The organism is Bradyrhizobium sp. CIR48 (genome assembly GCF_014198315.1).
Taxonomy (GTDB): Bacteria; Pseudomonadota; Alphaproteobacteria; order Rhizobiales; family Xanthobacteraceae; genus Bradyrhizobium.
This window is the reverse complement of sequence record NZ_JACIHG010000004.1, coordinates 155,961-178,097: the sequence shown is the minus strand read 5'-3', so window position 1 is coordinate 178,097 and position 22,137 is coordinate 155,961. Positions and strand designations below refer to the sequence as shown.

Here is a 22,137-nt window from a genome sequence, read left to right as displayed (position 1 = left end):
TGGAGAGAGCCGGGCCGTCGCCCTTCGAGGGCCGCTGAAGGAGCGGCCACCTCAGGGTGACGGTAAGAGAGCGCGAGAGCCGTGCTTCAAATCACCCTGAAATCCGCGCGTCCGCGACAGCTTTCTTGAACAGCGCGTTCATGGCGTCCGAGATGCCTTGCGTCGGGCTCACCTCGAAATAGAGCCCGGACGACGCGCAGCTCTGCATGTTCTGCGCGATCTCGCTGTTCGGCGACGGCCCGTAGGGGCCGGTATTGAACGGAGCGATCCATTTCATGTACCAGCTGTTGGTGGGCAGCGCGAGGTACGTTGTGTACAGCACGGCAATCTTGACGCCCCGGTCCTTCATCGTCTTGCAGAGCGCAGCATTGAGCGGCGATTGGCACCGCGTGGTGCCGGAGAGCGGTTTCAGACATCCGGTGTTGCTCTCGTCAGCGACCCCGTCGGAGACGAAGAACAGATATTTGAGCGGGCTGGACGGCGTGCCGGTTCCGGGGGAGCTGATCTCGCCGTTGATCGCAGGGAATATCGCGGTGAATGCCGTGTCCTGGTCGTTATTCTCGTTCTGACCGTTCACCGACATCAGGTCGATATTGCCCGCCGCCGTCTTGGCGCTGGAAAGAGAGGCCGACAACGAAAACAGATTGCGCAGGCCGAGCGTGCTTGCGGAGCCGCCGAAATCATAGATCGCCATTCTGAACTGATTTGAATAGGTCTGGGTCACACTCGCCGTATCCATCAACGACTGCGTTGCGGTCCGAAGCACGTCGATCCGGGTGGTCACGCCAAGCTTCTTGGCAAGGTCGTAGTAATTGTTCTTGTCCTTGAGGTCGTGGCAGGCGAAAGCGCACTTGTCCGATGTGTTGTTGACCATCGTCTGCACGTCGGTCGGCGTCGCGCCGACACCCATCGACGGCGAATTGTCCAGCAGAAGGTAGAAATCGATATAGAGCGGCATGCTGGCCGTCGCTTTCGACGTACCGGACAGCGTCAGCGCGGACTTGCCGATCAGGCCGAGAAACATGGTGTTCATGGTGGCGTTGAACGCAACCGTCGAGGTGACGGTCGATCCGGTTTTGACCACGGTCGGCGTGACGCTGTTGAGAGTGTAGCCGGTCTGATTGGCGCGATTGGCGTCGAAGATGTTCTGGGCGTCGGTGACGCCGACGGAAATCGACCCATCCGACGTCATGGTACCGGCGGCCTTGAAGGCTGGTGAGGCCTTGGCGATCGAGCCGACGCTGGCGGCATCGGCCGCGGCCTGAAGCTTGGCCCGGGTCTGCGTCGCGCGCGAGTAGTCGACCGCGCAGCCGACCGCAGTGATCAGGGGGACGCAGGCGAGCGCGAAGATCACCGCGATATTGCCGCGCCGGTCGTTGACGAACCGGCGGATGATGGTGGAAAGCGCAGCGCGCATGATTGGGGCCCGGAGTGGTTTAAGCGTTCCCACTCTAGGAACCGTCGATTAAATATGACTTATGGGAACCTCGGAAACACGGGCCGCAACAGGGTTAATAAACCGTTGCGGATGATCTTCAGCGAGCGACATCACGTATGGCCGATCTGAAACTGACACTGGTTGTGGCTTGCGCGCTGATCGACGCCGACAAGCGCGTCCTGATCGCGCAGCGCCCCGCGGGCAAGACGCTGGCCGGCCTCTGGGAGTTTCCCGGCGGCAAGCTCGAGGTGGGCGAGCGGCCGGAGCAGAGCCTGATCCGCGAGCTGCACGAGGAGCTCGGCATCACCGTCGCCGAGCCGTGCCTGGCCCCGCTGACCTTCGCGAGCTACGGCTATGAGACCTTCCACCTCCTGATGCCGCTCTACATCTGCCGGCGCTGGGAGGGACAGGTGACGCCGCGCGAAGGCCAGACCCTGGCCTGGGTCCGTGCCAACAAGCTGCGCGACTACCCGATGCCCCCGGCGGACATTCCGCTGATCCCGCATTTGATTGATCTGCTGATGTGAGACCCCTGTCATTCCGGGGCGGTCCGCAGGACCGAACCCGGAATCTCGAGATTCCGGGTTCTCGCTGCGCGAGCCCCGGAATGACGGTGCTAGTGGCCTAAGTCTTCCCCGCCTTCTTCACCGCCTCCGCCAGGCTCGCTTTCGCCGATCCCGGCTTCAGCGGCTGCTGCTGGCTCGCATGCGGGGCCCAGCCGGAGAGCCAGATGATGTCGAAGGTGGCACGGATGCGGCCGTCGGCATCGGCAAAGCGCTCAGTGTAGATCTCGGCCATCCGCAGCAGCGTCGCGCGCCGGCTCGGTGTTCGCCGCCGCTCGATCAGCACATTGGCGGCGCCCATGCGCCGGAGATCCTGCATCAGCGCGAATGCGTTGGAATAGCGCACCACGACGCGGTCGACATCGGTCACCGGCAGCGCAAAGCCCGCCCGCTGCAGCAGCGCGCCGATGTCGCGCAGATCCGCGAACGGCGCGACGCGCGGCGACACGCCGCCCTCGCATTCGGCTTCCGCGGCGGCAAAGGCCTGGCGCAGCTCGGTCAGGCTGTCGCCGCCGATCATCGCGGCGAGCAGCAGGCCATCCGGCTTGAGCGCGCGGCGGATTTGCGCGAACACGCCCGGCAGATCGTTGACGAATTGCAGCGCCAGCGCGGAGACGACGAGATCAAGGCTTTCGGGCGCGAAGGGCAGCACCTCTGAACCCGCAGCATCAAGCGCGATCCGCTGGAGGGAAGGCAGCCGCGCACGCAATTCCGCCAGCCCTTCACCGGGTGTCCAGAGATCGGCCGGGGCGTGAAACTCCCGCATCACCGCAGCCAACCGGTCGGACATGTCCTCGGCAACACGATCGAGCAGGAAGGTGACCTCGCCCTGCGGCTGCGCACGCCGCTGCCGTGCATGCAGCAAGGCGCGATCGAACAACGCGGGCGGGGTTTGCGGGGTCTGGGCCATGCCGCTGGTTACGCCGATCATGCAGGTCATTGCAATCTCCCCTCTCATGTCCCGGACGCGCCGCAGCGCCCCTGGCGATGCTTCGCATCGCCGGCGTGGCGCTGCAGATTCGGGGCACGAGAATGAGTCGCTTGAGCGCCGCCAAGCGGAACGCTAGCCTTCCCGCATGGACGCCAACGCCGCCCCCACCCGTTCCCTCGCCGCCCCCTTCCGGGCGGCATGGACGGCCGGCCGCCACGCGCTGTCGCGCGCGGCACGGCTCGCGCTCGACATCGCGCTGCCGACGCAGTGCGTATCCTGCCGCGAACCGGTCGAGGGCGAGGGCGTTTGCGCTTCGTGCTGGGCGCGGCTGTCATTCATCGAGCGGCCCTATTGCCCGCGGCTCGGCATTCCCTTCGTCTATGATCCCGGCCCCGACATGCTGTCGATGGAGGCGATCGCGAGCCCGCCGGCCTACCAGCGCGCCCGCGCAGCGGTGCGCTATGACGACGTCGCGCGCACGCTGGTGCATGCGCTGAAATACCAGGACCGCACCGATCTGGCGCCCGCCATGGGCCGGTGGATGGCGCGCGCGGGCGGCGAGCTGCTGGCGGGGGCCGACATGCTGGTGCCGGTGCCCCTGCATTGGCGGCGGGCCTGGCGCCGCCGCTACAACCAGTCCGGGGCCCTGGCGCAGATCATCGAGCGGCAGAGCGGGGTCAAGGCGAGGGCTGAGGTGCTGCGCCGGGTGCGCGCCACCGAGCAGCAGATCGGCCTGTCGCGGGCCCAGCGCGCCACCAATGTGCAGGGCGCGTTCCAGGTATCCCCCGACCGTCAGGCCGAAATCCAGGGCCGCCGCGTTGTCCTGATCGACGACGTCCTGACGTCGGGGGCGACGCTGGATGCCTGCGCGCGGGTCCTGCTCCGGGCCAAGGCCGCCCAGGTCGACGTGCTGGTCTTCGCCCGGGTTGTCGAGAGCGGCCCCCGTCCCATATAATTCAATGACTTCATGACATGAGAGCGTCGGACGCCATGACTTCTGCTGTCGAGATCTACACCAGGCCGGGCTGCGGCTATTGTTCCGCGGCGAGGTCCCTGCTGACCCGCAAGAAGGCAATCTTTACCGAATTTGACGTCGCCAAGAACCCCTCCTGGCGGGAGGAGATGTACGACCGCGCCGGCGAGGGCTCGACCTTCCCGCAGATCTGGATCGGTGGAACTCATGTCGGCGGCTGCGACGATCTCTACGCACTCGACCGCGAAGGCAAGCTTGACGGCATGCTGGAAGGTGTGAAGGCCAACTCATGAGCGAGAACCGCACATTTACGGCCGCCATGGTGCAGATGCGCACGGGTCTGATGCCCGGGCCGAGCCTCGAACAGGCCACGAAGCTGATCCGGCAGGCGGCGGCCAATGGCGCCGACTACGTGCAAACGCCTGAAGTCAGCAACATGATGCAGCTGAACCGCAAGGCCCTGTTCGAGCATCTGCAGAGCGAAGAGGACGACACTTCGCTGAAGGCCTACCGGGCGCTCGCGGCGGAACTGAAGATCCATCTCCATGTCGGCTCGCTGGCGCTGCGCTTCTCGGCCGAAAAGGCGGTCAACCGCTCCTTCCTGATCGGGCCCGAGGGCAACGTGCTCGCGAGCTATGACAAGATCCACATGTTCGACATCGAGCTGCCGGACGGCGAGAGCTATCGCGAATCCGCCAACTACCAGCCGGGCGAAACCGCGGTGATCTCCGATCTGCCCTGGGGCCGCGTGGGCTTGACGATCTGCTACGACGTGCGCTTCCCCGCGCTCTACCGCGCCCTCGCCGAGAGCGGCGCTTACTTCATCACCGTCCCGTCCGCCTTCACCCGCAAGACCGGCGAAGCGCACTGGCATGTGCTGCTGCGCTCGCGCGCGATCGAGACCGGCTGCTTCATCTTCGCAGCTGCCCAGGCAGGCACCCACGAGAACAAGCGCGAGACCTATGGCCATTCGCTGATCATCGATCCCTGGGGCGAGATCCTCGCCGAAGGCGACGTCGAGCCCGGCATCATCATGGCCAGGATCGACCCCACCAAGGTCGAGACCGCACGCCGCGCGATTCCCTCGCTCCAGCACGGCCGCCGCTTCGGCGTGTCCGATCCCAAGGCCGGGCCGGATCATTTGCACCTCGTGCGGGGTTCGGCATGATCCGCTACGCGCTCCATTGCGATCGAAACCACGCGTTCGAGAGCTGGTTCCAGAGCTCGTCGGCCTATGATTCGCAAGTGAAGCGCAAGCTCGTGACCTGCCCGATCTGCGGATCCGCCAAGGTCGACAAGGCGATCATGGCCCCGCGCATCGTCGGCAAGAAGGGCCGCGGGCGCGCGACGCCGCCGCCGGAAGCGACCACTACTCCCACGCCCGAGGCCGCGCCATCAGGTCCGACCTCGCTGTTGATGGCGCAGGAGAAAGAGCTGCGCACCAAGTTGAAGGAGCTGCGCGATCACATCGTGAAGAACGCCGACAATGTCGGCGAGCGATTCGCCAACGAAGCCCGCGCGATGCATTACGGCGACAAGGAGCACCGTCCGATCTACGGCGAGGCCTCGCCGGAGGAGGCGAAGTCGCTGATCGACGAGGGCATCGAGGTGTCGCCGCTGCCGACATTGCCGGAAGACCGGAATTAGGCCCCCACCAGCACCGCCACACCGATGATGATCAGCGCGATACCTGCAAGCTCGCGTGGTGCGATCGGCTGCTTGAACGAATAATACGCCACCGCTTGCGCGAACAGCACCTCGATCAGAGCGAGCGTGCGGACATTGGCGGCGGCCGTCAGCGCGAACGCCAGGAACCAGAATTGTGAGGCGAAGGCGCCCATGAAGCCGGCCAGCATCGACGGCTTCCACAGGCCGAGGATCGCCTGCAGCACCTTTGGCGCGCGCCAGAGCAGATAGATCGTCAGCACAAGCGTCTGCACGAACAGGCCGAGCACCAGCGTGAACGAGGCCGAGGTCACGAAGGAGACGCCGGGCACGTTGATGATCGCGCCGCGAAAGCCAACCGCAGACAGCGCAAACGCGGCAGCCGCAACGAGGCCGGTGATGGTCGGCTTCAATTCGGCAAAACTCTTCTCGCCGCCGGGCCTGAGCGCGGTGATGACGACGCCGACGGTCGCGATCACGATCGCCAGCACCTTCAGCCAGGTCAGGTGATCGCCGAGGAAGACGAAACCGAAGATCGCGGTCTGGATCGCCTCGGTCTTCAGATACGCCGTCGTCACCACGAAGGAGCGGTCGTTCATGGCGAGCAGCATCAGGCCGGTGGCGACGATCTGGCTGAGCGCGCCGAGCAGGAGCCACGGCCAGAACACGGTCGGCGGCATGCCCAGATGATCGCCGGTGGCGACCAGCACCACGCCGAGGAACAGCACCGAAAACGGGAAGCCGAACAGGAAGCGGATATTGGTCGCGCCCCAGGTCCCCAGCGGCTTCGTCAACGACCGCTGCATCGCATTGCGCGCGACTTGGCCGAGCGCAGCAACGAGGGTGAAGGGAATCCAGAGGCTGGCGATGGTGAGCATGGGGTGGGGCGGGCATTAGCGGGAAATAACTGCGGCCAACCTGCAAGTTGAGGCCAGCGCGGTCAACCGCACGGACGTCATGGGAGCGATGCTCTCGCCACCGTTTGTGGAGAAGCAGCTCGCATCCAGCTCCAGCCTCACACCATCCCTTCCGCCACCACCATGTAGTTCACGTCCATGTCCGACGAGAGCGTCCATTTGTCGGCGAAGGGTGAGTAGACCACGCCGGTCTGCTCGGTGATGACGAGGCGGTTGTCGAGCAGGTATTTTGTCAGCTCGTCGGGGGTGACGAACTTATTCCATTCGTGGGTGCCGCGCGGCAGCCAGCGCAGGACGTATTCGGCGCCGACGATGGCGAGCGCGAAGCTCTTCCAGTTGCGGTTCAGCGTCGAGACCACCATGAGGCCGTTCGGCTTCAGCATCGCGGCGCAACGCTTCAGGAAGACGCCGACATCGACGACGTGCTCGACCACTTCCATCGCCAGCACAATGTCGAAGCGCTCGCGCGGGTCGATCTCCTCCACCGTGGTGCAGCGGTAGTCGATCGCAAGATGGCCCTTGTCGGCGTGCAGCTTGGCCGCGGCGATGTTGCTCTGGGAAGGGTCGACGCCGATGACCTGCGCTCCGAGCCGCGACAGCGGCTCGCACAACAGGCCGGCGCCGCAGCCGATGTCGAGCACGCGAAGCCCGCCGAGGCAGTTGAGGCTGCGCACGTTGCGCTCGAACTTGCGGCAGGCGGCGTCGCGGATGTAGCCGAGCCGCAGCGGGTTGATCCGGTGCAGCGGCGCCATCTTGCCGTTGGGGTCCCACCACTCCGCCGAGAGTTTCGAGAACTTTGCGATCTCGGCGGCGTCGACGGTCGAGCCCGGCTGCGGGCTGACGGAGAGGGAAGTATTTTGCTGCATGCTCATGGTTACGCGCGGTCCTACCGCGTGGTGATCGAACTACGGAAGGCGAGCGGCGAGGCGATGGTCCGGATGGTTTCGCGACCTTCGCCGACGCCGTTGATGGTCACGTCGCCGTAGTTGAGAATACGTCCAAGAATCGTCTGATTGACATCGACGCTCTCGACCTTGTCCAGCGCCATCTCGAAGGTGCGGCGCTTGATGAAGCCGGTCTTGTGCACAATCCTGAGATTGGTGACGTCGGTCTCGGTGGTGAAGCGATGGAACCAGCCCTTCACGGTCCAGAACAGGGCCGCCAGAGCCACCACGCCCGAGGCGATGAGACAGAGAATCAGGAGCCCGTTGACCGTGGTCTGCCCCGACAGGACGAACAGGGCGAAAGCCGCGATCCAGGCCAGGATGGCCGGAAAATAGAAAATCCAGTGCGCATTGGTCGAATACAGCACCCGCTCGCCGGGCTGCAGGATTTCGTCAATATAGCGCGCCATAACCTCTGATAACCCATTGCCCGGATTGGCCGCAGCAGGAACCCGCTTGCCCCCGGCCCCGCCCCTCTGTATACGCGCGGTCGGGTGCCCGCAGCATCGTCTCGCGCGGGCCACCATACTGATCCCTTTGAAGGAATGCACGCGTCGTCATGAGCCGCCTCGTGATGAAATTCGGCGGCACATCCGTCGCCAACATCGAACGTATCCGCAACGTCGCACGCCATGTGAAGCGTGAGGTCGACGCCGGCCACGAAGTGGCCGTGGTCGTCTCGGCGATGTCCGGAAAAACCAACGAGCTGGTGGCCTGGTGCACCGAGGCCTCGCCGATGCACGACGCGCGCGAATACGACGCCGTCGTCGCCTCCGGCGAACAGGTGACATCCGGCCTGCTTGCCATCGCGCTCCAGGGCATGGGCATCCAGGCCCGCTCCTGGCAGGGCTGGCAGATCCCGATCAAGACCAGCGACGCCCACGCCTCGGCCCGGATCGAGGACATCGACGGCAGCGAGATCATCAGCCGTTTCAAGGATCGCAAGGAAGTCGCGGTCATCGCCGGCTTCCAGGGCATCAATCCGGAGACGGGTCGCATCACCACGCTCGGCCGCGGCGGCTCGGACACCTCGGCCGTGGCGATCGCCGCCGCCGTCAAGGCCGACCGCTGCGACATCTACACCGATGTCGATGGCGTCTACACAACCGACCCGCGAATCGTGCCGAAGGCCAAGAGGCTCGACAAGATCGCATTCGAAGACATGCTGGAACTGGCCTCCCAGGGCGCAAAAGTGCTCCAGGTCCGATCGGTGGAACTCGGCATGGTCCACAACATGCCGATCTTCGTCCGCTCGAGCTTCGACAAGCCCGAGGATATCGACCCGCATGCCAACCAGCCGCCCGGCACGCTGATCTGCAGCGAGGAGGAGATCATGGAAAGCCACGTCGTCACTGGTATCGCCTTCTCCAAGGACGAGGCCCAGATCTCGGTGCGCCAGATCGAGGACAAGCCGGGCGTTGCGGCGTCGATCTTCGGCCCGCTGGCGGATGCCAACATCAATGTCGACATGATCGTGCAGAACGTCTCCGAGGACGGCAAGACCACCGACCTCACCTTCACGGTGCCGGCGGCCGACTATACCCGCGCCAAGGACACGATTACCGCCGCCAAGGGCAAGATCGGCTATGCGCGGCTCGATACCGCCACCGACGTCGCCAAGATCTCGGTGATCGGCAGCGGCATGCGCAGCCATGCCGGCGTCGCTGCCCAGGCGTTCTCGGCCCTCGCCGGACGGAATATCAACATCCGGGCCATTACAACCTCCGAGATCAAATTCTCGGTTTTGATCGACACCGCTTATACCGAGCTTGCGGTGCGCACCCTGCACACGCTCTACGGTCTCGATCAGGCCTGAAACGCGACCATCGTCGCGCTTCAGGCTGTTGTTTGAGCATGGTCTTTCCGGAAAACAGCTTCGCACTTTCCGGACCATGCCCGGACTAATTTTCTCTTAGCGGTCGCAGCAAACGCGAAGGTGTACACACCTTCGCGTTTGGCAGGCGTTTTGCTTGGCAAAACAAGCCTCAATTCGCTATACGGCGAACAGGGTGGGCTGCCGCAGACTGTGTCCCAGTTCGGGGCGGCGCTGATTCGGTGCAGGCGCTAAATCTCAAGGGGATTTTGGGCTTGTGCCGGCGCCGGACAAACAATTTGATTGTTTTTCTGGAATTTTAGGCCAGCCGCCGGCCGATACCGCCGGGCCGGGCAGACGGAGGAGATTGACGGGACATGCGGAGCGCGTCGGGAGGTCCCCGCGTCTTGTTGAGACGGCTCCGCGAAACCATGGCGGAGCAGGTCTCGGCCCAGGAGCGGCTGGACAAGATCGTGGTGCTGATCGCCGCCAACATGGTGGCCGAGGTGTGCTCGGTCTACGTGCTGCGCATCGACAACACGCTGGAGCTCTACGCCACCGAAGGTCTCAACCGCGAGGCGGTGCACCACACCGTGCTGAGCGCCCATGAGGGCCTGGTCGGCCTCGTCGCCAGCGAGGCGACGCCGCTCAATTTGAGCGATGCGCAGAGCCACCCGGCCTTCTCGTTCCGCCCGGAGACCGGCGAAGAAATCTACCACTCCTTCCTCGGCGTGCCGATCCTGCGGGCCGGCAACACGCTCGGCGTGCTGGTGGTGCAGAACCGCGCCAAGCGCAATTATGTCGAGGAAGAGCTCGAGGCGTTGCAGACCACCGCCATGGTGCTGGCCGAGCTGATCGCCTCCGGCGAGCTCTCCGCGCTGGCCCAGCCGGGCCAGGAGCCTGCGGCGCGCCATTCCGCGCAGAAGGTCGGCGCCATCCTGTCGGAGGGCATCGCGCTCGGCCATGTCGTGCTGCATGAGCCGCGCGTCGTCATCAAGGACTACATCGCCGAGGACCTGCCCAAGGAAATCAAGCGGCTCGACACCGCGCTGGCCAAGCTCCGCGCCGATCTCGACCGCATGCTGGAGCGCGGCGACGTCGCCGAGGGCGGCGAGCATCGCGAGGTGCTGGAAGCCTATCGCATGTTCGCCAACGACCAGGGCTGGTCGCACAAGCTGCATGAGGCGGTCGCCACCGGCCTTACCGCGGAAGCCGCCGTCGAGCGCGTGCAGTCCGACACCCGCGCGCGCATGCTGCGCTCGACCGACCCCTACTTGCGCGACCGGCTGCACGACCTCGAGGATCTCGGCTACCGCCTGATGCGGCAGCTGGTCGGCCAGGACCACGCGCCCTCGCGCGAGCAGCTGCCCGACAACGCGATCGTCATCGCGCGCGCGATGGGCCCGGCGGCGCTGCTCGACTATGACCGCAAGCGCCTGCGCGGCATCGTGCTGGAGGAAGGCACCGCCAACTCCCACGTCTCGATCGTGGCGCGCGCGCTCGGCATTCCTGCCGTTGGCGAGGTGCCGAACGCGCCCGGCATCGCCGATCCCGGCGACGCCATCATCGTCGACGGCACCTCCGGTTCGATCTATGTGCGTCCCTCGCAGGAAGTCGAGGCGGCCTTCGCCGAGCGCGTGCGCTTCCGCGCCCGCCGCCAGGCGCAATATCTGGCGCTGCGCGACCTGCCCTGCGTCACCAGGGACGGCCAGAAGGTCGAGCTGATGATCAACGCAGGTCTTGCCATCGACCTGCCGCATATTGAGGACACCGGCAGCGCCGGCATCGGCCTGTTCCGCACAGAGCTGCAATTCATGGTCGGCCAGAGCCTGCCGCGCACCAGCGACCAGCTGGCGCTGTATCGTACCGTGCTCGATGCGGCCGGCACCAAGCCCGTCACCTTCCGCACCCTCGACATCGGTGGCGACAAGGCGCTGCCCTATATGGAAGCGGTGATCGAGGAAAATCCCGCGCTCGGCTGGCGCGCGATCCGGCTCGGGCTCGATCGTCCCGGCCTGCTGCGCGGCCAGATCCGTGCGCTGCTGCGCGCCGGTGGCGGCCGCGCGCTGCGCATCATGTTCCCGATGATCTCGGAGGTCGCCGAATTCGATTCGGCGAAGGCGCTGGTCGAACGCGAGCTCACCTATCTGCGCCAGCACGGCCATACGCTGCCGGAGCGTATCGACATCGGCACCATGGTCGAGGTGCCCGCTTTGCTCTATCAGCTCGACGAGCTCCTGAAGAAGGTCGACTTTATCTCGGTCGGCTCCAACGATCTGTTCCAGTTCCTGTTCGCGGTCGACCGCGGCAATGCAAAAGTCTCCGAGCGCTTCGACACCATGTCGGCGCCGATCCTGCGCGCGCTGCGCGAGATCGCACGCAAGTCACAGGCGGCGAAGAAGTCGCTCTCGCTCTGCGGCGAGATGGCGTCCAAGCCGCTTGGCGCACTGGCACTGATTGCGCTGGGCTACCGCTCGCTGTCGCTGTCGGCAACCGCACTCGGCCCCGTCAAGGCCATGGTCATCGACCTCGATGCCAAGAAGGCCGAAGCCGTGCTCGGCCCGCTCCTGGACGCGCCGGCGGGCAGCGTCTCGATCCGGCAGAAACTGACGGAATTTGCCGAGGCCGAAGGCCTGGCATTGTAGCGGACCTATCGCCGCTCCCTGCCGCCTCGCCTCCTTCCGCCATTTGAGACTGAACCGATGTCGTCACTCCCCGAAGCCAAACTGGACGTGCTCCTTGCACATCATGCCTCTCTCGAGGCCGAATCGCTGGGGCAGCTCGCCTCCGAGCGCTATGTGCAGATCACGCGCGAGCTCGCCGAGATCACCCCGCTGATCGAGGCGGTGAAGGCCTATCGTGCCGCGGTCAAGGAGCTCGCCGACACCGAGGCGCTGATCGCCGATCCCGCGACCGACGCCGAGATGCGCAGCATGGCGGAAGCCGAACGCGACGAGCTGACGCCGAAAATCGAGGAGCTGGTCCAGAAGATCCGGGTCGCGCTGCTGCCCAAGGACGCCATGGACGACCGCAACGTGGTGCTGGAAATCCGCGCCGGCACCGGCGGCGACGAGGCCTCGCTGTTTGCTGGCGACCTGTTCCGGATGTACGAGCGCTTCGCTGCCTTGCAGGGCTGGAAGGTCGAGGTGATCTCGGCCAGCGAAGGCACCGTCGGCGGCTACAAGGAAATCATCGCGGAGGTGCAGGGCCGCGGCGCGTTCTCGAAGCTGAAGTTCGAATCCGGCGTGCATCGCGTGCAGCGCGTGCCGGACACCGAGACGCAGGGGCGCATCCACACTTCGGCCGCGACGGTGGCCGTGCTGCCGGAGGTCGAGGACGTCGACGTCGACATCAAGAACGACGATTTGCGCATCGAGACCATGCGCGCGCAAGGAGCCGGCGGTCAGCACGTCAACAAGACCGAATCGGCGATCCGCATCACCCACATTCCGACCGGCATCGTGGTGATGATGCAGGACAGCCGCTCGCAGCACAAGAATCGCGCCTCGGCCATGAACATCCTGCGCTCGCGCATCTACGACGCCGAACGCCAGCGCGTCGATGCGGCACGGTCGGCCGAGCGCAAGGAGAAGGTCGGCTCAGGCGACCGCTCCGAGCGCATCCGCACCTACAATTTTCCGCAAGGGCGCGTCACCGACCATCGCATCAACCTGACGCTCTACAAGCTGCCGCAGGTGATCGCAGGCGAAGCGCTCGGCGAGTTGACCGACGCGCTGACCACCGAGCACCAGGCCGCGCAGCTCGCCGCACAGGGCGCGGCGGCCTGATCCCTGCCTCAGCGCACCTTTGCCAGGAACGATCGCAGGATCTTGCCCAACGCGGGTGCAGCGGCGCTCAGCTCGTCCAGGTGAATGCGCGAAAGCGAGCGCAGCTTCTGCTCACCCTTGGCCGTTAGCTTGACCAGGACGCGCCTTGCATCCTCGGGATCGGCCTCCCGAGCGATCAGCTTCAACTTCGCCATGCGGTCCACCAGCTCCACCGCCGTATGGTGCCGGATCAGGAGGAAGCCGGCGATGTCGCCGACGCTGGCGCCGTTGGGGTCGGCCAGCCCCTTGATCGCCAGCAGGGCCTGGTGCTGCTGCGGCGTCAGCCCGGCGTTATGGGCCGCGGCCTCGCTGAAGGCGAGGAAGGTGCGCAGCTGGTAGCGGAATTGGGCGAGCGCCGCGTAGTCAGCCTCGCGCATCGCGCCGCCCCTCGAGGGCGCAGCGCGCGCCGTGCGTCCGGTCTTCCGCTTCGCGTCAGCCATTCCGTGCCTTTCGACCGCCGCCCGCCGGCGGAGCGGGCGCTGTCGAGACTAGCAAGGAAGGCCGGGCGGAACCACCGACGGGCCTGGCAGATGCACAAATATAGGGGGTCTTGCAGCCCTGCTATTCGAAGTTCGAGAGCAGGATCTTCACCAGGATGACCTGAAATGCGATCGGAATACGAACGCTCTTCCGCCTGATCGAGCGCTGGAGTGCACTGGCGATCTCGGCGCTGGTCAAGGCGCCTTCGGATGCATTCGTGATCAACTCGCCCCACATCTGCGACAGCGAGCCGCCGGGCGGGATCACCGGCTTGATGGTCACGCCGCAACCCTGCGCCCAGTCGACGATCTCCCGCATGGTGTGAGGACCGCAATTGCGCGTCGTCGCAAGCCGCTCCGCCGTCAGCGCGAGCAGCAGCTCGCGCGAGGGCGACCAGGTCCCCTTCGGCGGCTGCTCGCCGGTGAGCTCGACCGCGAGCTCCTTCAGGACATTCTGGGCACGCACGCTCAGTCTCTGCATCGGCACCGGCGTGCGCTTGGCCTGAACGGAGCCGACGGCCGGCCCTCGCTGACCGGCGGACCGGCCACGCGGCTCGGGGATGCGCGAGGCATCGCCGGACTGCGGCGATGCGCGCTGGTCGCTCCCCTCCCCGGCAGGCCACGCCGCCTCCTGCCGCTCCGCTTCTTGCGGCCAGGACCGTCGCTTCCGGGTACCCGCTACTGTCGTCTGCCGCGGCATCTCTCTCGCCGAACCCGCCAATCTCGTACTCACAAAGACTAATATATATCGTGATCCGATATGTTTTCACGCGATAATTTTCATCGTTCGACCAAAGGCGAAATTGACAGAAGGTGTTCACCAGCAATGTTTACGTCCAGGAGCTACACGCGGATGTGACGTGCCCGGTGCAGGCAGGCCCTTCGAGGCCGGTTGCCGCCGGACAGGTCGTCTTTTGCCTGCAAACAAGAACGATATCCGGAGGAAACGATCATGACGGACCATCTCATTCGCCGTGGCCTCTCGCGCCGCGGCCTGCTCCAGACCACGGCAGGCCTCATCGGCGGCTCGGTGCTGCCTGCGATGCCGGCCTTCGCCGAGGACAAGCCGGCGATCGGCTCCTATCCCGCGGGCGTTTCGGGTTCCACCGCCTTCATCGGCATCTCGGTGCCGCGCACCGGCACCTATGCCGTGCAGGGCGAGGACGAGCTCAAGGGCTATCAACTCGCGATCGAGCACATCAACAGCGGTCACGACCTGATCAAGAAGATCTCGCCGAAGACCGGCAAGGGCGTGCTCGGCAAGGAGCTGAAATTCGGCGTCGCGGATTCCGCGGCCAAGCCCAACGAGGCGGTGCAAGCGCAGCAGCGCTTCATCAGCGAGAACAAGGCGATCATGATCACCGGCGGCACCTCGAGCGCCGTCGCGGTCGCGCTGAACAAGCTCGCCCAGCGCGAGAAGGTGATCTTCGTCTGCGGCATCTCCGGCTCGAACGACACCACCGGCAAGGACTGCGTCCGCTACGGCTTCCGCCAGAACTTCTTCGGCCAGACCGCCGCGGCGGCGATCGGCCCCGTCATGGTCAAGGAGTTCGGCAAGGGCAAGAAGGCTGCGTATCTCACGCCTGATTACACCTACGGTCACACCGTCACCAAGTCGATGCAGGACTTTCTTGCGACCGCCGGCTGGACCACCGTCACCAACCAGGTCGCGCCGCTCGGCGCGCCCGATTATTCCTCCTATCTGCTGAACGTCGCGAATTCCGGCGCCGACGTGCTGATCAACGTCAACTGGGGCCACGACGCGGTGCTGTCGACGCAGCAGGCCAAGCAGTTCGGCGTGCTCGACAAGATGAAGCTGGTCGTCCCCTACCAGGTGCCCTTCATCGCGCGCGAGACCGGCGGGCTGATGCAGGGCGTCTACGCCGCCACCGACTATTGGTGGACGCTCGAGGACAAATTCCCGCTCGCCAAGATGTTCAACGAAGCCTTCGAGAAGAAGTACGGCTACAAGCCGGAATGGGGCGCGGAGAACGCCTATGTCAGCTTCGCACACTGGGCCCGCATGTGCGAGCAGGCCGGCAGCTTCAGCCCGCCCGAGGTGATCAAGGCCTATGAGAAGGGCGAGACGCTGCCGTCCCTGGTCGGCGACGTGCATTACCGCCCCGAGGACCATCAGTGCGTCCGCCCGGTGATCATCGTCAAGGGCAAGCAGCAGAAGGACATGAAGACCAAGGAAGACTGGTACGATGTGGTCGAGGTCGTCCCGGGCGAAGGCTTGATGCAGAAGCCGGACGCCTTCGGCTGCCATCCCGGCGATTACAGCTGAGCTCGCGCTACCCCCCTGTGACGCCGTAGGTCGCTTCCGGCTCCTGCGGCGTCACCCATTTTTTGCGCATCGCCGGAACGCGCCACAACCGTGATCCCTGCATGATTAGTTGGCCCAACCTCGTCTCGCAGCTCTTCAACGGGCTCGCGCTCGGCGCGCTGCTCGCGCTGATCAGCTCCGGCCTGACCATTATCTACGGCACGCTCGGCGTGCTCAACCTCGCGCATGGCGCGATGTTCATGATCGGCGGCTATGCCGGATTCGTCGCCTACCAGTACACGGAATCGTTCATCCTCGCCGTGATCGCCGGCTCGCTGTTCGTGATGCTGCTCGGCGTTGCGATGGAACGCGTCATCATCCGCCATTTCTATCATCGGCCGCACGAGGATCAGTTGCTCGTGACTTTCGGGCTCGGCATCTGCTTCGTCGAGATCATCCGGCTGATCTTCTCCAGCCAGTCGCAGCTGGTCCCGCCGCCGGCGATATTCCAGGGCATCACCAATCTCGGCTTCATGTTCTATCCGACCTACCGCCTCGCGGTGGTCGGCATCGTCGCGATCGCGCTCGGCGCGCTGTTCATCATCCTCTACCGGACAAGGCTCGGCATGATCGTGCGGGCCGGCATCGAGGACTCCGTGATGGTGGATTCGCTCGGCATCAATGTCTACCGGGTCTTCATGGTGGTGTTCGGCATCGGCGCGATGGCCGCCGGCTTTGCCGGCATCGTCAACGCGCCGGTGGTGTCGCTGACACCGGGCATCGGTGACGACATCCTGGTCCAGACCTTCGTGGTGGTGGTGATCGGCGGCGTCGGCTCGTTCCCAGGCGCCATCCTGGGCGGCCTGATCGCCGGCGAGATCATCAGCGTCACCTCCATGTTCAACCCCGGCTACGCCTATGTGATGCTGTTTGCGGCAATGACGCTCGTGCTCGTGGTGCGACCGCATGGCCTGCTCGGCGTCCAGGGCCGCGAGTAAGTGATCTCCTGATGCTCAAGCAACGCCCCTTCCTGATCGAGACACTGACGGCGATCGGCCTGATCGTGGCCCCCTTCGTGCTGCCCCATCTCGGCTTCGCGCCCAACACCGTGAACCGGATCCTGGTCTGGGGCCTGTTCGGCCTCGGCTTCGACATCCTGTTCGGATTCACCGGCCTGCTGTCGTTCGGCCAGTCCGCTTTCTACGGCACCGGCGGCTTCGTCGCGGCGTACCTCCTGACCCGCGCCGGCTTCGGCAACGTGCTGGGCGCGCTGATCATCGGCATGATCGCGGCGGCCGCGACCGGCTATCTGATCGGCCTGATCGCGCTCCGCCGCACCGGCATCTACTTCGCCATGATCACGGTCGCGATCGCGGAAGTGTTTTTCTTCGTCGAGTTCAATCCGCTCTCCGACTTCACCGGCGGCGAGAACGGCCTGCCGGGCGTGCCGACGCCGAGCTTCAATCTCGGCTTCACCACCCTCCACTTCACCAATGGCTGGTCACTCTATCAATTCATCGCGCTGTGCTACTTCGTCGGCGTCATCATCGCGCTGAGGATCGTGCGCTCGCCGGTCGGCGCCATTTTCAGCGCGATCCGCGACAATCCGCTGCGCGCCACTGCGGTCGGCCACAACATCCATGGCTACAAGCTGACTGCTTTCGTGATCGCAGCGGCCTATGCGGGGTTTGCCGGCGGCCTGCTCGGCGTGCTCCAGGCCTTCATGCCACCCGACGCGTTCACCTTCGACACGTCCGGCCAGCTCGTGATGCAGACCGCCATTGGCGGCCGCGGCACGCTGTTCGGGCCTCTGGTCGGCGCGACCGTTTGGCTCTTCCTTCAGGATTTCCTGCAGTCCGCGCTGGGCTTGGGTGCCGCCTGGAAGCTGGTGCTTGGCGTCGTGTTCGTGCTGCTGGTCTGCTTCCTGCGCGGCGGCATCATCGGCGGTCTTGCGGACCTTTATCGCCTCCTCTCCGGCAGGCGTAAGCGGAGCGATACGGAGGCCGAGCCGGACACTGAGACGACACTGCACCTAGCGCCCGCGCCGATGCAGGCCAAGGAGGTCGCGCACCCCGCTTATTCCGGGCCGATCCTGAAAGCCACCGGCCTCACCAAGCGCTATGGCGGCCTCGTCGCCAACAGCGACATCGATTTCAGTGTCAATCAGGGCGAGCTGCGCGGCATCATCGGCCCCAACGGCGCCGGCAAATCGACCTTCTTCAAGATGCTGACCTGCGAGATCGCGCCGACCTCCGGCCAGATCGCGTTCGAGGGACGCGACATCACGGGGTTGAAGGTCGCCGAGGTTTGCCAGCTCGGGCTCACCAAGAGCTACCAGGTCAACCAGCTTTTCACCGGGCTGACGGTACGGCAGAACCTGACGATTGCCGCGCTCGCCGAGCTGCGCGGCAAGTTCCGACTCGATCTCTTCCGCAAGCTCTCCAGCGTCAAGGGCCTGACCGAGCAGGTGGAGCATACGCTGGCGCTGGTCAACCTGACCCGCCGCGCCGACACGCCGGTCGCCGAACTCGCCTATGGCGAGAAGCGCCGGCTCGAGATCGGGCTCGCGCTCGCGACCTCGCCGCGCCTGCTGCTGCTCGACGAGCCGCTCGCGGGCATGAGCCCGCGCGAGCGGGTCGAGACCGTCAAGCTGCTCAAATCGATCGCGCGCGGCCGCACCATGATCATCATCGACCACGACATGGATTCGCTGTTCGAGCTGGTCGAGCGCGTCACGGTGCTTCAGGAGGGCAAGGTGCTGCTCGACGGCACGCCGGAGGAAATCCGGACCAACGCCGCGGTGCAGGAAGCCTATCTCGGCGGCGTGAATGGGGAGATCGCCGCATGAGCCTGATCGAGGTCAACGGCCTGAACAGCTATTACGGGGATTCCCACATCCTGTTCGACGTCGCCATGCACGTCGAACGTCACGAGGTGGTGGCGCTGCTCGGCCGCAACGGCGCCGGCAAGAGCACGACTCTGAAGAGCCTGATGGGCGTCGTGACGCCGCACAGCGGCAGCGTGAAATTCGACGGTATCGATATCGCCGGACGCAGGAGCCACAGAATCGCGCAGGCGGGCATGCAGCTCGTGCACGAGGAGCGGCGCATCTTCGGCAGCCTGTCGGTGGAGGAAAATATCGTCCTTGCCGGGTTCACCGCGCCGAAACGCTGGCCGCTCGACCGCATCTACGAGATGTTTCCGCGGCTGAAGGAGCGACGCAACAACCGCGGCACCGAGCTCTCCGGCGGCGAGCAGCAGATGCTCGCGATTGCGCGGGCGCTGGTGCGCGATCCCAAGATCGTGCTGCTGGACGAGCCGTTCGAGGGGCTCGCGCCCGTCATCGTCCACGATCTCGTCAAGGCCTGCCGGGAGCTGGCGGCGGCCGGCCAGACCATCGTGCTGGTCGAGCAGAATTTGGCGGCGACGCTGGCGCTGGCGAGCCGGATCTACATCATCAACAACGGCCACATCGTGCACGAGGGTCCGGCGCAGGAGCTCAAGGCCCAGCCGGAGCTGCTGCAGCGCTACCTCGGCGTTTAGTCGGCCGCCGAGCTCGGCTGTCGGGTTCAGCCGCCGAGCGCTGCGATCATCCGTTTGGCATGATCGGCGAGCACAGCCATATCTTCCTTGCGCGTCTGCGCCGGCAAGAGGTCGACGCCGGCCCTGACAGGCATGACGTGCATGTGCAGGTGAAGCACCACCTGCCCGCTGGCCGGCTCGCTGAACTGCTGGAGGATGATACCCTCCGCGTCAAACGCTTTCATCGCCGCAATCGCGATTCGCTTGGCCGTCCGGGCGACGGCGGCAAGATCGTCCTCCGCAATATCCAGGATGCCGCGCGCCGGCGCCCGCGGAATCACCAGCGTGTGCCCGGGCGCGCGCGGCATGATGTCGAGGAAGGCCAGGCTGCGTTCGTCCCTGAAAACCTCGAAGCAGGGAATCTCGCCGCGCAGGACCTTTGCGAAGACGTTCTGATCGTCATAGGCCGTCATGGACCCCTCCACGCTTGCGAGGCGCGATCAAACGCGCTCCTTTCCGTTGACGCAAGCGAGCCGGCCGATCTATCCACGATGCCAGGCAGGATGGCTCCATTGGCGACAAATATCTATCCCGGACATAATGTCGAGAGTGCCCGGCGCGCGCTTGCGGCACGGCTGCAAGCGGCCGGCATCGAGGAGGCGGCCCTCGATGCGCGCCTGCTCGTCGGCGCCGCGCTGGAGCTCGATCTGACCGGCATGGTGACGCAGGCATCGCGACAACTCACGCCTGAGGAGACCACGCAGCTCGAACGATACGCGCAACGCCGGCTCGCGCATGAGCCGGTCGCCCGCATTCTCGGCGTGCGAGACTTCTGGGGCATGCCGTTGCGGTTGTCCGAGGCGACGCTGGTACCGCGGCCGGATACCGAGACCGTCGTCGAACTGGCGCTCGAGTTCTTCCGCGAGCTGGCGATATCGGGCCGGCGCCCGCGAATCGCCGATATCGGCGTCGGATCGGGCGCCATCCTGCTCGCATTGCTGTGGGAGATTCCCGACGCGTTCGGCGTCGGTACCGATGTCAGCCCGACGGCGCTCGATACGGCGCGCGACAATGCGGCCGCCCTCGGCCTCGCCGGCCGCGCCGGCTTCGTCGCCTGCTCCTATCTGACGGCGCTGCGCGGCCCGTTTGACCTCATCGTCTCGAACCCGCCCTACATTCCCTCCGCCGAAATTCCGAGACTGAGCATCGAGGTGCGCGACCACGATCCGCATCTGGCGCTCGACGGCGGCAATGACGGATATGACGCCTATCGCGCTCTCATCCCGCAGGCGGCCGAGCGTCTCGCCCCCGGCGGAGCGCTGATCGTCGAGGCCGGACAGGGGCAGGCCAGAAATATTGAAACCTTGATGATAGCTGGCGCGTTAACGGTGGACAGGCCACCCAAGGCCGACCTGGCGGGCATTCCGCGGGCCGTTTCGGCCCGAAAAATGCCCCCATAAAAGCCGGATTGGCTTGCAAAAAGCTCTTGGAATATCCCTTGGGAACGACTACGTTCCGATCAACACATCGGTGCCGGCCCCGTAGACCTACGGGCGAAAGCCGGGCTCTCGGGCGAGAGCTTTACTGATAAAGGTTCCAAGCCGCAGGTCCTGTGAAGCGCGATAGCCAGTGGAGCTGCGCTGCTCTCCGACCGCAAAAGTGAACGAAAGCCTGATATTGCGCTTGAAGACTTACGCAACACAGCTGGGCTTGTTTCGGCAGGCAAAATGAATGGGTTCGCTGGCGATCAGTGCTGGCGGGTGGGGAACGCGTCCTTGTTGAACGCGACGGTCGACGAACATCGGCAGGGTTCGATCCGCTCTTGCGCGCGGTGCGCGCGAGCGATGTGAACCGCTGTCACCAGGTCACTCCTGGCAATCAGTAATGCGTGCAACGTTTAGGGCTGGAATTAAAGGCAGGACATGAGAAACGGTCAGAACAAGCAGCGGATGCGCAACCGCAACAATAACAATAACAACAACAACCGGCGCAGCCAGAACCCGATGACCCGGGTCTACGAGTCCAACGGACCCGACATCAAGATCCGCGGCACCGCCTCGCACATCGCTGAAAAGTATCTCCAGCTCGCACGCGACGCGCGCTCCTCCGGCGACCCCGTTGCAGCCGAGAACTACTACCAGCACGCCGAGCATTATTTCCGCCTGATCGCCGCGGCCCAGGAACAGTTCCGCCAGAACCAGCAGCCGCGCGGTGACGAGCCGATCAGCAGCAATAGCGACGACGGCGATGACGACGGCGAGAATTTCTCGAATTTCGGCCAGGAGCCGGGCTTCGTCCCGCAGCCGCAACAGCAGCAGCCCTTCGCGCGCGACCGCGACGGCCAGCGCGATCATCATCAGCGTGACCATCAGCAGCGCGACAATCAGCCCTATCAGCGCGATCAGCAGCAGCCGCGCGAGCATCGCGAGCGCGACCATCGCCCGCAGCCCCAATATCAGCCCCAGCCGCAACCGCAGAATCAGCCGCAGCCCGTCGTCACCGACGCCGGCAGCGTCGATCGCCTGCCCTCCTTCATCACCGGCGCGCAGCCGCAGGTGAATGGCGGCGCGAACGGCGGCCAGGCCGGTTTCGAGGGCGGAGCCGGCGGTGGCGAACGCTATCCGCGCCGGCGGCGCCGGCCGCATGGCCCGCGCCCCGAGCGCGAAGCAGCTCCGGCCGCATCCGGCGATGATCTTGCGCCCAGCGAGTAAGTCTCTTCAGATCGACTGATCTGGAATCGTCCCGGCCTCGCCGGGACGATTTTGTTTTTGACGACCACCGGTCGCGACAACGCTTGTG

General features: G+C 65.2%; 22 protein-coding genes. 14 read left to right on the top strand and 8 right to left on the bottom strand.

All coding sequences use genetic code 11. The features are described 5' to 3' along the window. Window positions 1–91: 91 nt before the first annotated feature. Window positions 92–1,417, bottom strand: a complete 1,326-nt coding sequence (locus tag GGD66_RS14435) for a TadE/TadG family type IV pilus assembly protein (RefSeq protein WP_018320553.1) — start codon at window positions 1,415–1,417, stop codon at window positions 92–94. A 137-nt stretch (window positions 1,418–1,554) separates the two neighbouring features. On the opposite strand from GGD66_RS14435, the gene mutT reads away from it, so the two are divergent. Continuing rightward, entirely contained in the window at window positions 1,555–1,965 is a 411-nt protein-coding gene (gene mutT, locus GGD66_RS14430; RefSeq protein ID WP_018320552.1) for an 8-oxo-dGTP diphosphatase MutT, read from the top strand. Between the two features lie 97 nt (window positions 1,966–2,062). Here mutT and GGD66_RS14425 read toward each other — a convergent pair whose 3' ends face one another. Further along, complete coding sequence (locus tag GGD66_RS14425; protein ID WP_183258366.1) at window positions 2,063–2,932, bottom strand: methyltransferase domain-containing protein; 870 nt, start codon at window positions 2,930–2,932, stop codon at window positions 2,063–2,065. Between the two features lie 145 nt (window positions 2,933–3,077). Between GGD66_RS14425 and GGD66_RS14420 the strand changes: the two genes are divergently transcribed. The 4 genes from GGD66_RS14420 to GGD66_RS14405 are packed head-to-tail and all read left to right on the top strand — an operon-like array spanning window position 3,078 to window position 5,552. Next, complete coding sequence (locus GGD66_RS14420) at window positions 3,078–3,887, top strand: ComF family protein (protein WP_092261327.1); 810 nt, start codon at window positions 3,078–3,080, stop codon at window positions 3,885–3,887. Window positions 3,888–3,922: 35 nt separating this feature from the next. Beyond that, on the top strand, window positions 3,923–4,198 hold the full coding sequence (gene grxC, locus GGD66_RS14415; protein WP_018320549.1) for a glutaredoxin 3: 276 nt from the start codon (window positions 3,923–3,925) through the stop codon (window positions 4,196–4,198). Next, on the top strand, window positions 4,195–5,073 hold the full coding sequence (locus tag GGD66_RS14410; protein ID WP_092261328.1) for a carbon-nitrogen hydrolase family protein: 879 nt from the start codon (window positions 4,195–4,197) through the stop codon (window positions 5,071–5,073). Before grxC ends, GGD66_RS14410 begins: the two co-directional genes overlap by 4 nt. Next, window positions 5,070–5,552, top strand: coding sequence for a DUF1178 family protein (locus GGD66_RS14405; protein WP_018320547.1), 483 nt, complete (start codon window positions 5,070–5,072; stop codon window positions 5,550–5,552). Before GGD66_RS14410 ends, GGD66_RS14405 begins: the two co-directional genes overlap by 4 nt. Here GGD66_RS14405 and GGD66_RS14400 read toward each other — a convergent pair. The 3 genes from GGD66_RS14400 to GGD66_RS14390 form a co-directional block, all read right to left on the bottom strand. Continuing rightward, window positions 5,549–6,448: an EamA family transporter gene (locus GGD66_RS14400; RefSeq protein WP_018320546.1), complete on the bottom strand. Its 900-nt coding sequence runs from the start codon at window positions 6,446–6,448 to the stop codon at window positions 5,549–5,551. The two genes, GGD66_RS14405 and GGD66_RS14400, sit on opposite strands and share 4 nt — an antisense overlap. A 137-nt stretch (window positions 6,449–6,585) precedes the next feature. Further along, window positions 6,586–7,359, bottom strand: coding sequence for a bifunctional 2-polyprenyl-6-hydroxyphenol methylase/3-demethylubiquinol 3-O-methyltransferase UbiG (gene ubiG / locus GGD66_RS14395; RefSeq protein WP_018320544.1), 774 nt, complete (start codon window positions 7,357–7,359; stop codon window positions 6,586–6,588). Between the two features lie 14 nt (window positions 7,360–7,373). Beyond that, window positions 7,374–7,841 carry a PH domain-containing protein gene (locus GGD66_RS14390; RefSeq protein ID WP_018320543.1) on the bottom strand — a complete coding sequence of 156 codons (468 nt, stop codon included), beginning with the start codon at window positions 7,839–7,841 and terminating at the stop codon, window positions 7,374–7,376. A 149-nt stretch (window positions 7,842–7,990) separates the two neighbouring features. On the opposite strand from GGD66_RS14390, the gene GGD66_RS14385 reads away from it, so the two are divergent. The 3 genes from GGD66_RS14385 to prfA all read left to right on the top strand — a co-directional run bounded on the left by GGD66_RS14385 (window position 7,991) and on the right by prfA (window position 13,032). After that, window positions 7,991–9,247, top strand: a complete 1,257-nt coding sequence (locus tag GGD66_RS14385) for an aspartate kinase (RefSeq protein ID WP_018320542.1) — start codon at window positions 7,991–7,993, stop codon at window positions 9,245–9,247. A 374-nt stretch (window positions 9,248–9,621) separates the two neighbouring features. Then, window positions 9,622–11,889 (top strand): phosphoenolpyruvate--protein phosphotransferase, encoded by a 2,268-nt coding sequence (gene ptsP, locus GGD66_RS14380; protein WP_018320541.1) that lies wholly within the window; start codon window positions 9,622–9,624, stop codon window positions 11,887–11,889. 57 nt (window positions 11,890–11,946) lie between these two features. Beyond that, window positions 11,947–13,032 carry a peptide chain release factor 1 gene (gene prfA, locus GGD66_RS14375; protein ID WP_018320540.1) on the top strand — a complete coding sequence of 362 codons (1,086 nt, stop codon included), beginning with the start codon at window positions 11,947–11,949 and terminating at the stop codon, window positions 13,030–13,032. A gap of 8 nt (window positions 13,033–13,040) precedes the next feature. Here the strand turns inward: prfA and GGD66_RS14370 are convergent, their stop codons facing one another. Both GGD66_RS14370 and GGD66_RS14365 read right to left on the bottom strand, forming a co-directional pair. After that, entirely contained in the window at window positions 13,041–13,511 is a 471-nt protein-coding gene (locus tag GGD66_RS14370; RefSeq protein ID WP_183231901.1) for a MarR family winged helix-turn-helix transcriptional regulator, read from the bottom strand. Between the two features lie 121 nt (window positions 13,512–13,632). Next, complete coding sequence (locus tag GGD66_RS14365) at window positions 13,633–14,250, bottom strand: hypothetical protein (RefSeq protein ID WP_183231900.1); 618 nt, start codon at window positions 14,248–14,250, stop codon at window positions 13,633–13,635. Window positions 14,251–14,502: 252 nt separating this feature from the next. Between GGD66_RS14365 and GGD66_RS14360 the strand changes: the two genes are divergently transcribed. The 4 genes from GGD66_RS14360 (at window position 14,503) to GGD66_RS14345 (ending at window position 19,359) form a co-directional block, all read left to right on the top strand. Further along, the gene (locus tag GGD66_RS14360; protein WP_183258175.1) at window positions 14,503–15,837 is read left to right on the top strand and encodes a substrate-binding protein; all 1,335 of its coding nucleotides are present in this window, start codon (window positions 14,503–14,505) and stop codon (window positions 15,835–15,837) included. 101 nt (window positions 15,838–15,938) lie between these two features. Then, entirely contained in the window at window positions 15,939–16,814 is an 876-nt protein-coding gene (locus GGD66_RS14355) for a branched-chain amino acid ABC transporter permease (RefSeq protein WP_026202378.1), read from the top strand. A gap of 11 nt (window positions 16,815–16,825) precedes the next feature. Then, window positions 16,826–18,664 (top strand): ABC transporter permease subunit, encoded by a 1,839-nt coding sequence (locus GGD66_RS14350; protein WP_183258174.1) that lies wholly within the window; start codon window positions 16,826–16,828, stop codon window positions 18,662–18,664. Beyond that, window positions 18,661–19,359 carry an ABC transporter ATP-binding protein gene (locus GGD66_RS14345; RefSeq protein WP_018320534.1) on the top strand — a complete coding sequence of 233 codons (699 nt, stop codon included), beginning with the start codon at window positions 18,661–18,663 and terminating at the stop codon, window positions 19,357–19,359. The genes GGD66_RS14350 and GGD66_RS14345 overlap by 4 nt, the downstream gene beginning before the upstream one ends. Before the next feature lie 26 nt (window positions 19,360–19,385). Here the strand turns inward: GGD66_RS14345 and GGD66_RS14340 are convergent, their stop codons facing one another. Then, complete coding sequence (locus GGD66_RS14340) at window positions 19,386–19,811, bottom strand: HIT domain-containing protein (RefSeq protein ID WP_018320533.1); 426 nt, start codon at window positions 19,809–19,811, stop codon at window positions 19,386–19,388. A gap of 90 nt (window positions 19,812–19,901) precedes the next feature. Between GGD66_RS14340 and prmC the strand changes: the two genes are divergently transcribed. Beyond that, window positions 19,902–20,798: a peptide chain release factor N(5)-glutamine methyltransferase gene (gene prmC, locus GGD66_RS14335; RefSeq protein ID WP_183258173.1), complete on the top strand. Its 897-nt coding sequence runs from the start codon at window positions 19,902–19,904 to the stop codon at window positions 20,796–20,798. Between the two features lie 462 nt (window positions 20,799–21,260). After that, window positions 21,261–22,049 carry a DUF4167 domain-containing protein gene (locus GGD66_RS14330; RefSeq protein ID WP_018320531.1) on the top strand — a complete coding sequence of 263 codons (789 nt, stop codon included), beginning with the start codon at window positions 21,261–21,263 and terminating at the stop codon, window positions 22,047–22,049. Window positions 22,050–22,137: the final 88 nt, after the last annotated feature.

Coding starts and splice junctions, on each gene's coding strand:
- GGD66_RS14365 (WP_183231900.1), bottom strand. CDS start 14,250: ATGCCGCGGCAGACGACAGTAGCGGGTACCCGGAAGCGACGGTCCTGG.
- GGD66_RS14410 (WP_092261328.1), top strand. CDS start 4,195: ATGAGCGAGAACCGCACATTTACGGCCGCCATGGTGCAGATGCGCACG.
- GGD66_RS14405 (WP_018320547.1), top strand. CDS start 5,070: ATGATCCGCTACGCGCTCCATTGCGATCGAAACCACGCGTTCGAGAGC.
- GGD66_RS14400 (WP_018320546.1), bottom strand. CDS start 6,448: ATGCTCACCATCGCCAGCCTCTGGATTCCCTTCACCCTCGTTGCTGCG.
- GGD66_RS14360 (WP_183258175.1), top strand. CDS start 14,503: ATGACGGACCATCTCATTCGCCGTGGCCTCTCGCGCCGCGGCCTGCTC.
- GGD66_RS14350 (WP_183258174.1), top strand. CDS start 16,826: ATGCTCAAGCAACGCCCCTTCCTGATCGAGACACTGACGGCGATCGGC.
- grxC (WP_018320549.1), top strand. CDS start 3,923: ATGACTTCTGCTGTCGAGATCTACACCAGGCCGGGCTGCGGCTATTGT.
- prmC (WP_183258173.1), top strand. CDS start 19,902: ATGGCTCCATTGGCGACAAATATCTATCCCGGACATAATGTCGAGAGT.
- GGD66_RS14370 (WP_183231901.1), bottom strand. CDS start 13,511: ATGGCTGACGCGAAGCGGAAGACCGGACGCACGGCGCGCGCTGCGCCC.
- ubiG (WP_018320544.1), bottom strand. CDS start 7,359: ATGAGCATGCAGCAAAATACTTCCCTCTCCGTCAGCCCGCAGCCGGGC.
- GGD66_RS14345 (WP_018320534.1), top strand. CDS start 18,661: ATGAGCCTGATCGAGGTCAACGGCCTGAACAGCTATTACGGGGATTCC.
- GGD66_RS14425 (WP_183258366.1), bottom strand. CDS start 2,932: ATGATCGGCGTAACCAGCGGCATGGCCCAGACCCCGCAAACCCCGCCC.
- prfA (WP_018320540.1), top strand. CDS start 11,947: ATGTCGTCACTCCCCGAAGCCAAACTGGACGTGCTCCTTGCACATCAT.
- ptsP (WP_018320541.1), top strand. CDS start 9,622: ATGCGGAGCGCGTCGGGAGGTCCCCGCGTCTTGTTGAGACGGCTCCGC.
- GGD66_RS14340 (WP_018320533.1), bottom strand. CDS start 19,811: ATGACGGCCTATGACGATCAGAACGTCTTCGCAAAGGTCCTGCGCGGC.
- mutT (WP_018320552.1), top strand. CDS start 1,555: ATGGCCGATCTGAAACTGACACTGGTTGTGGCTTGCGCGCTGATCGAC.
- GGD66_RS14330 (WP_018320531.1), top strand. CDS start 21,261: ATGAGAAACGGTCAGAACAAGCAGCGGATGCGCAACCGCAACAATAAC.
- GGD66_RS14435 (WP_018320553.1), bottom strand. CDS start 1,417: ATGCGCGCTGCGCTTTCCACCATCATCCGCCGGTTCGTCAACGACCGG.
- GGD66_RS14390 (WP_018320543.1), bottom strand. CDS start 7,841: ATGGCGCGCTATATTGACGAAATCCTGCAGCCCGGCGAGCGGGTGCTG.
- GGD66_RS14385 (WP_018320542.1), top strand. CDS start 7,991: ATGAGCCGCCTCGTGATGAAATTCGGCGGCACATCCGTCGCCAACATC.
- GGD66_RS14355 (WP_026202378.1), top strand. CDS start 15,939: ATGATTAGTTGGCCCAACCTCGTCTCGCAGCTCTTCAACGGGCTCGCG.
- GGD66_RS14420 (WP_092261327.1), top strand. CDS start 3,078: ATGGACGCCAACGCCGCCCCCACCCGTTCCCTCGCCGCCCCCTTCCGG.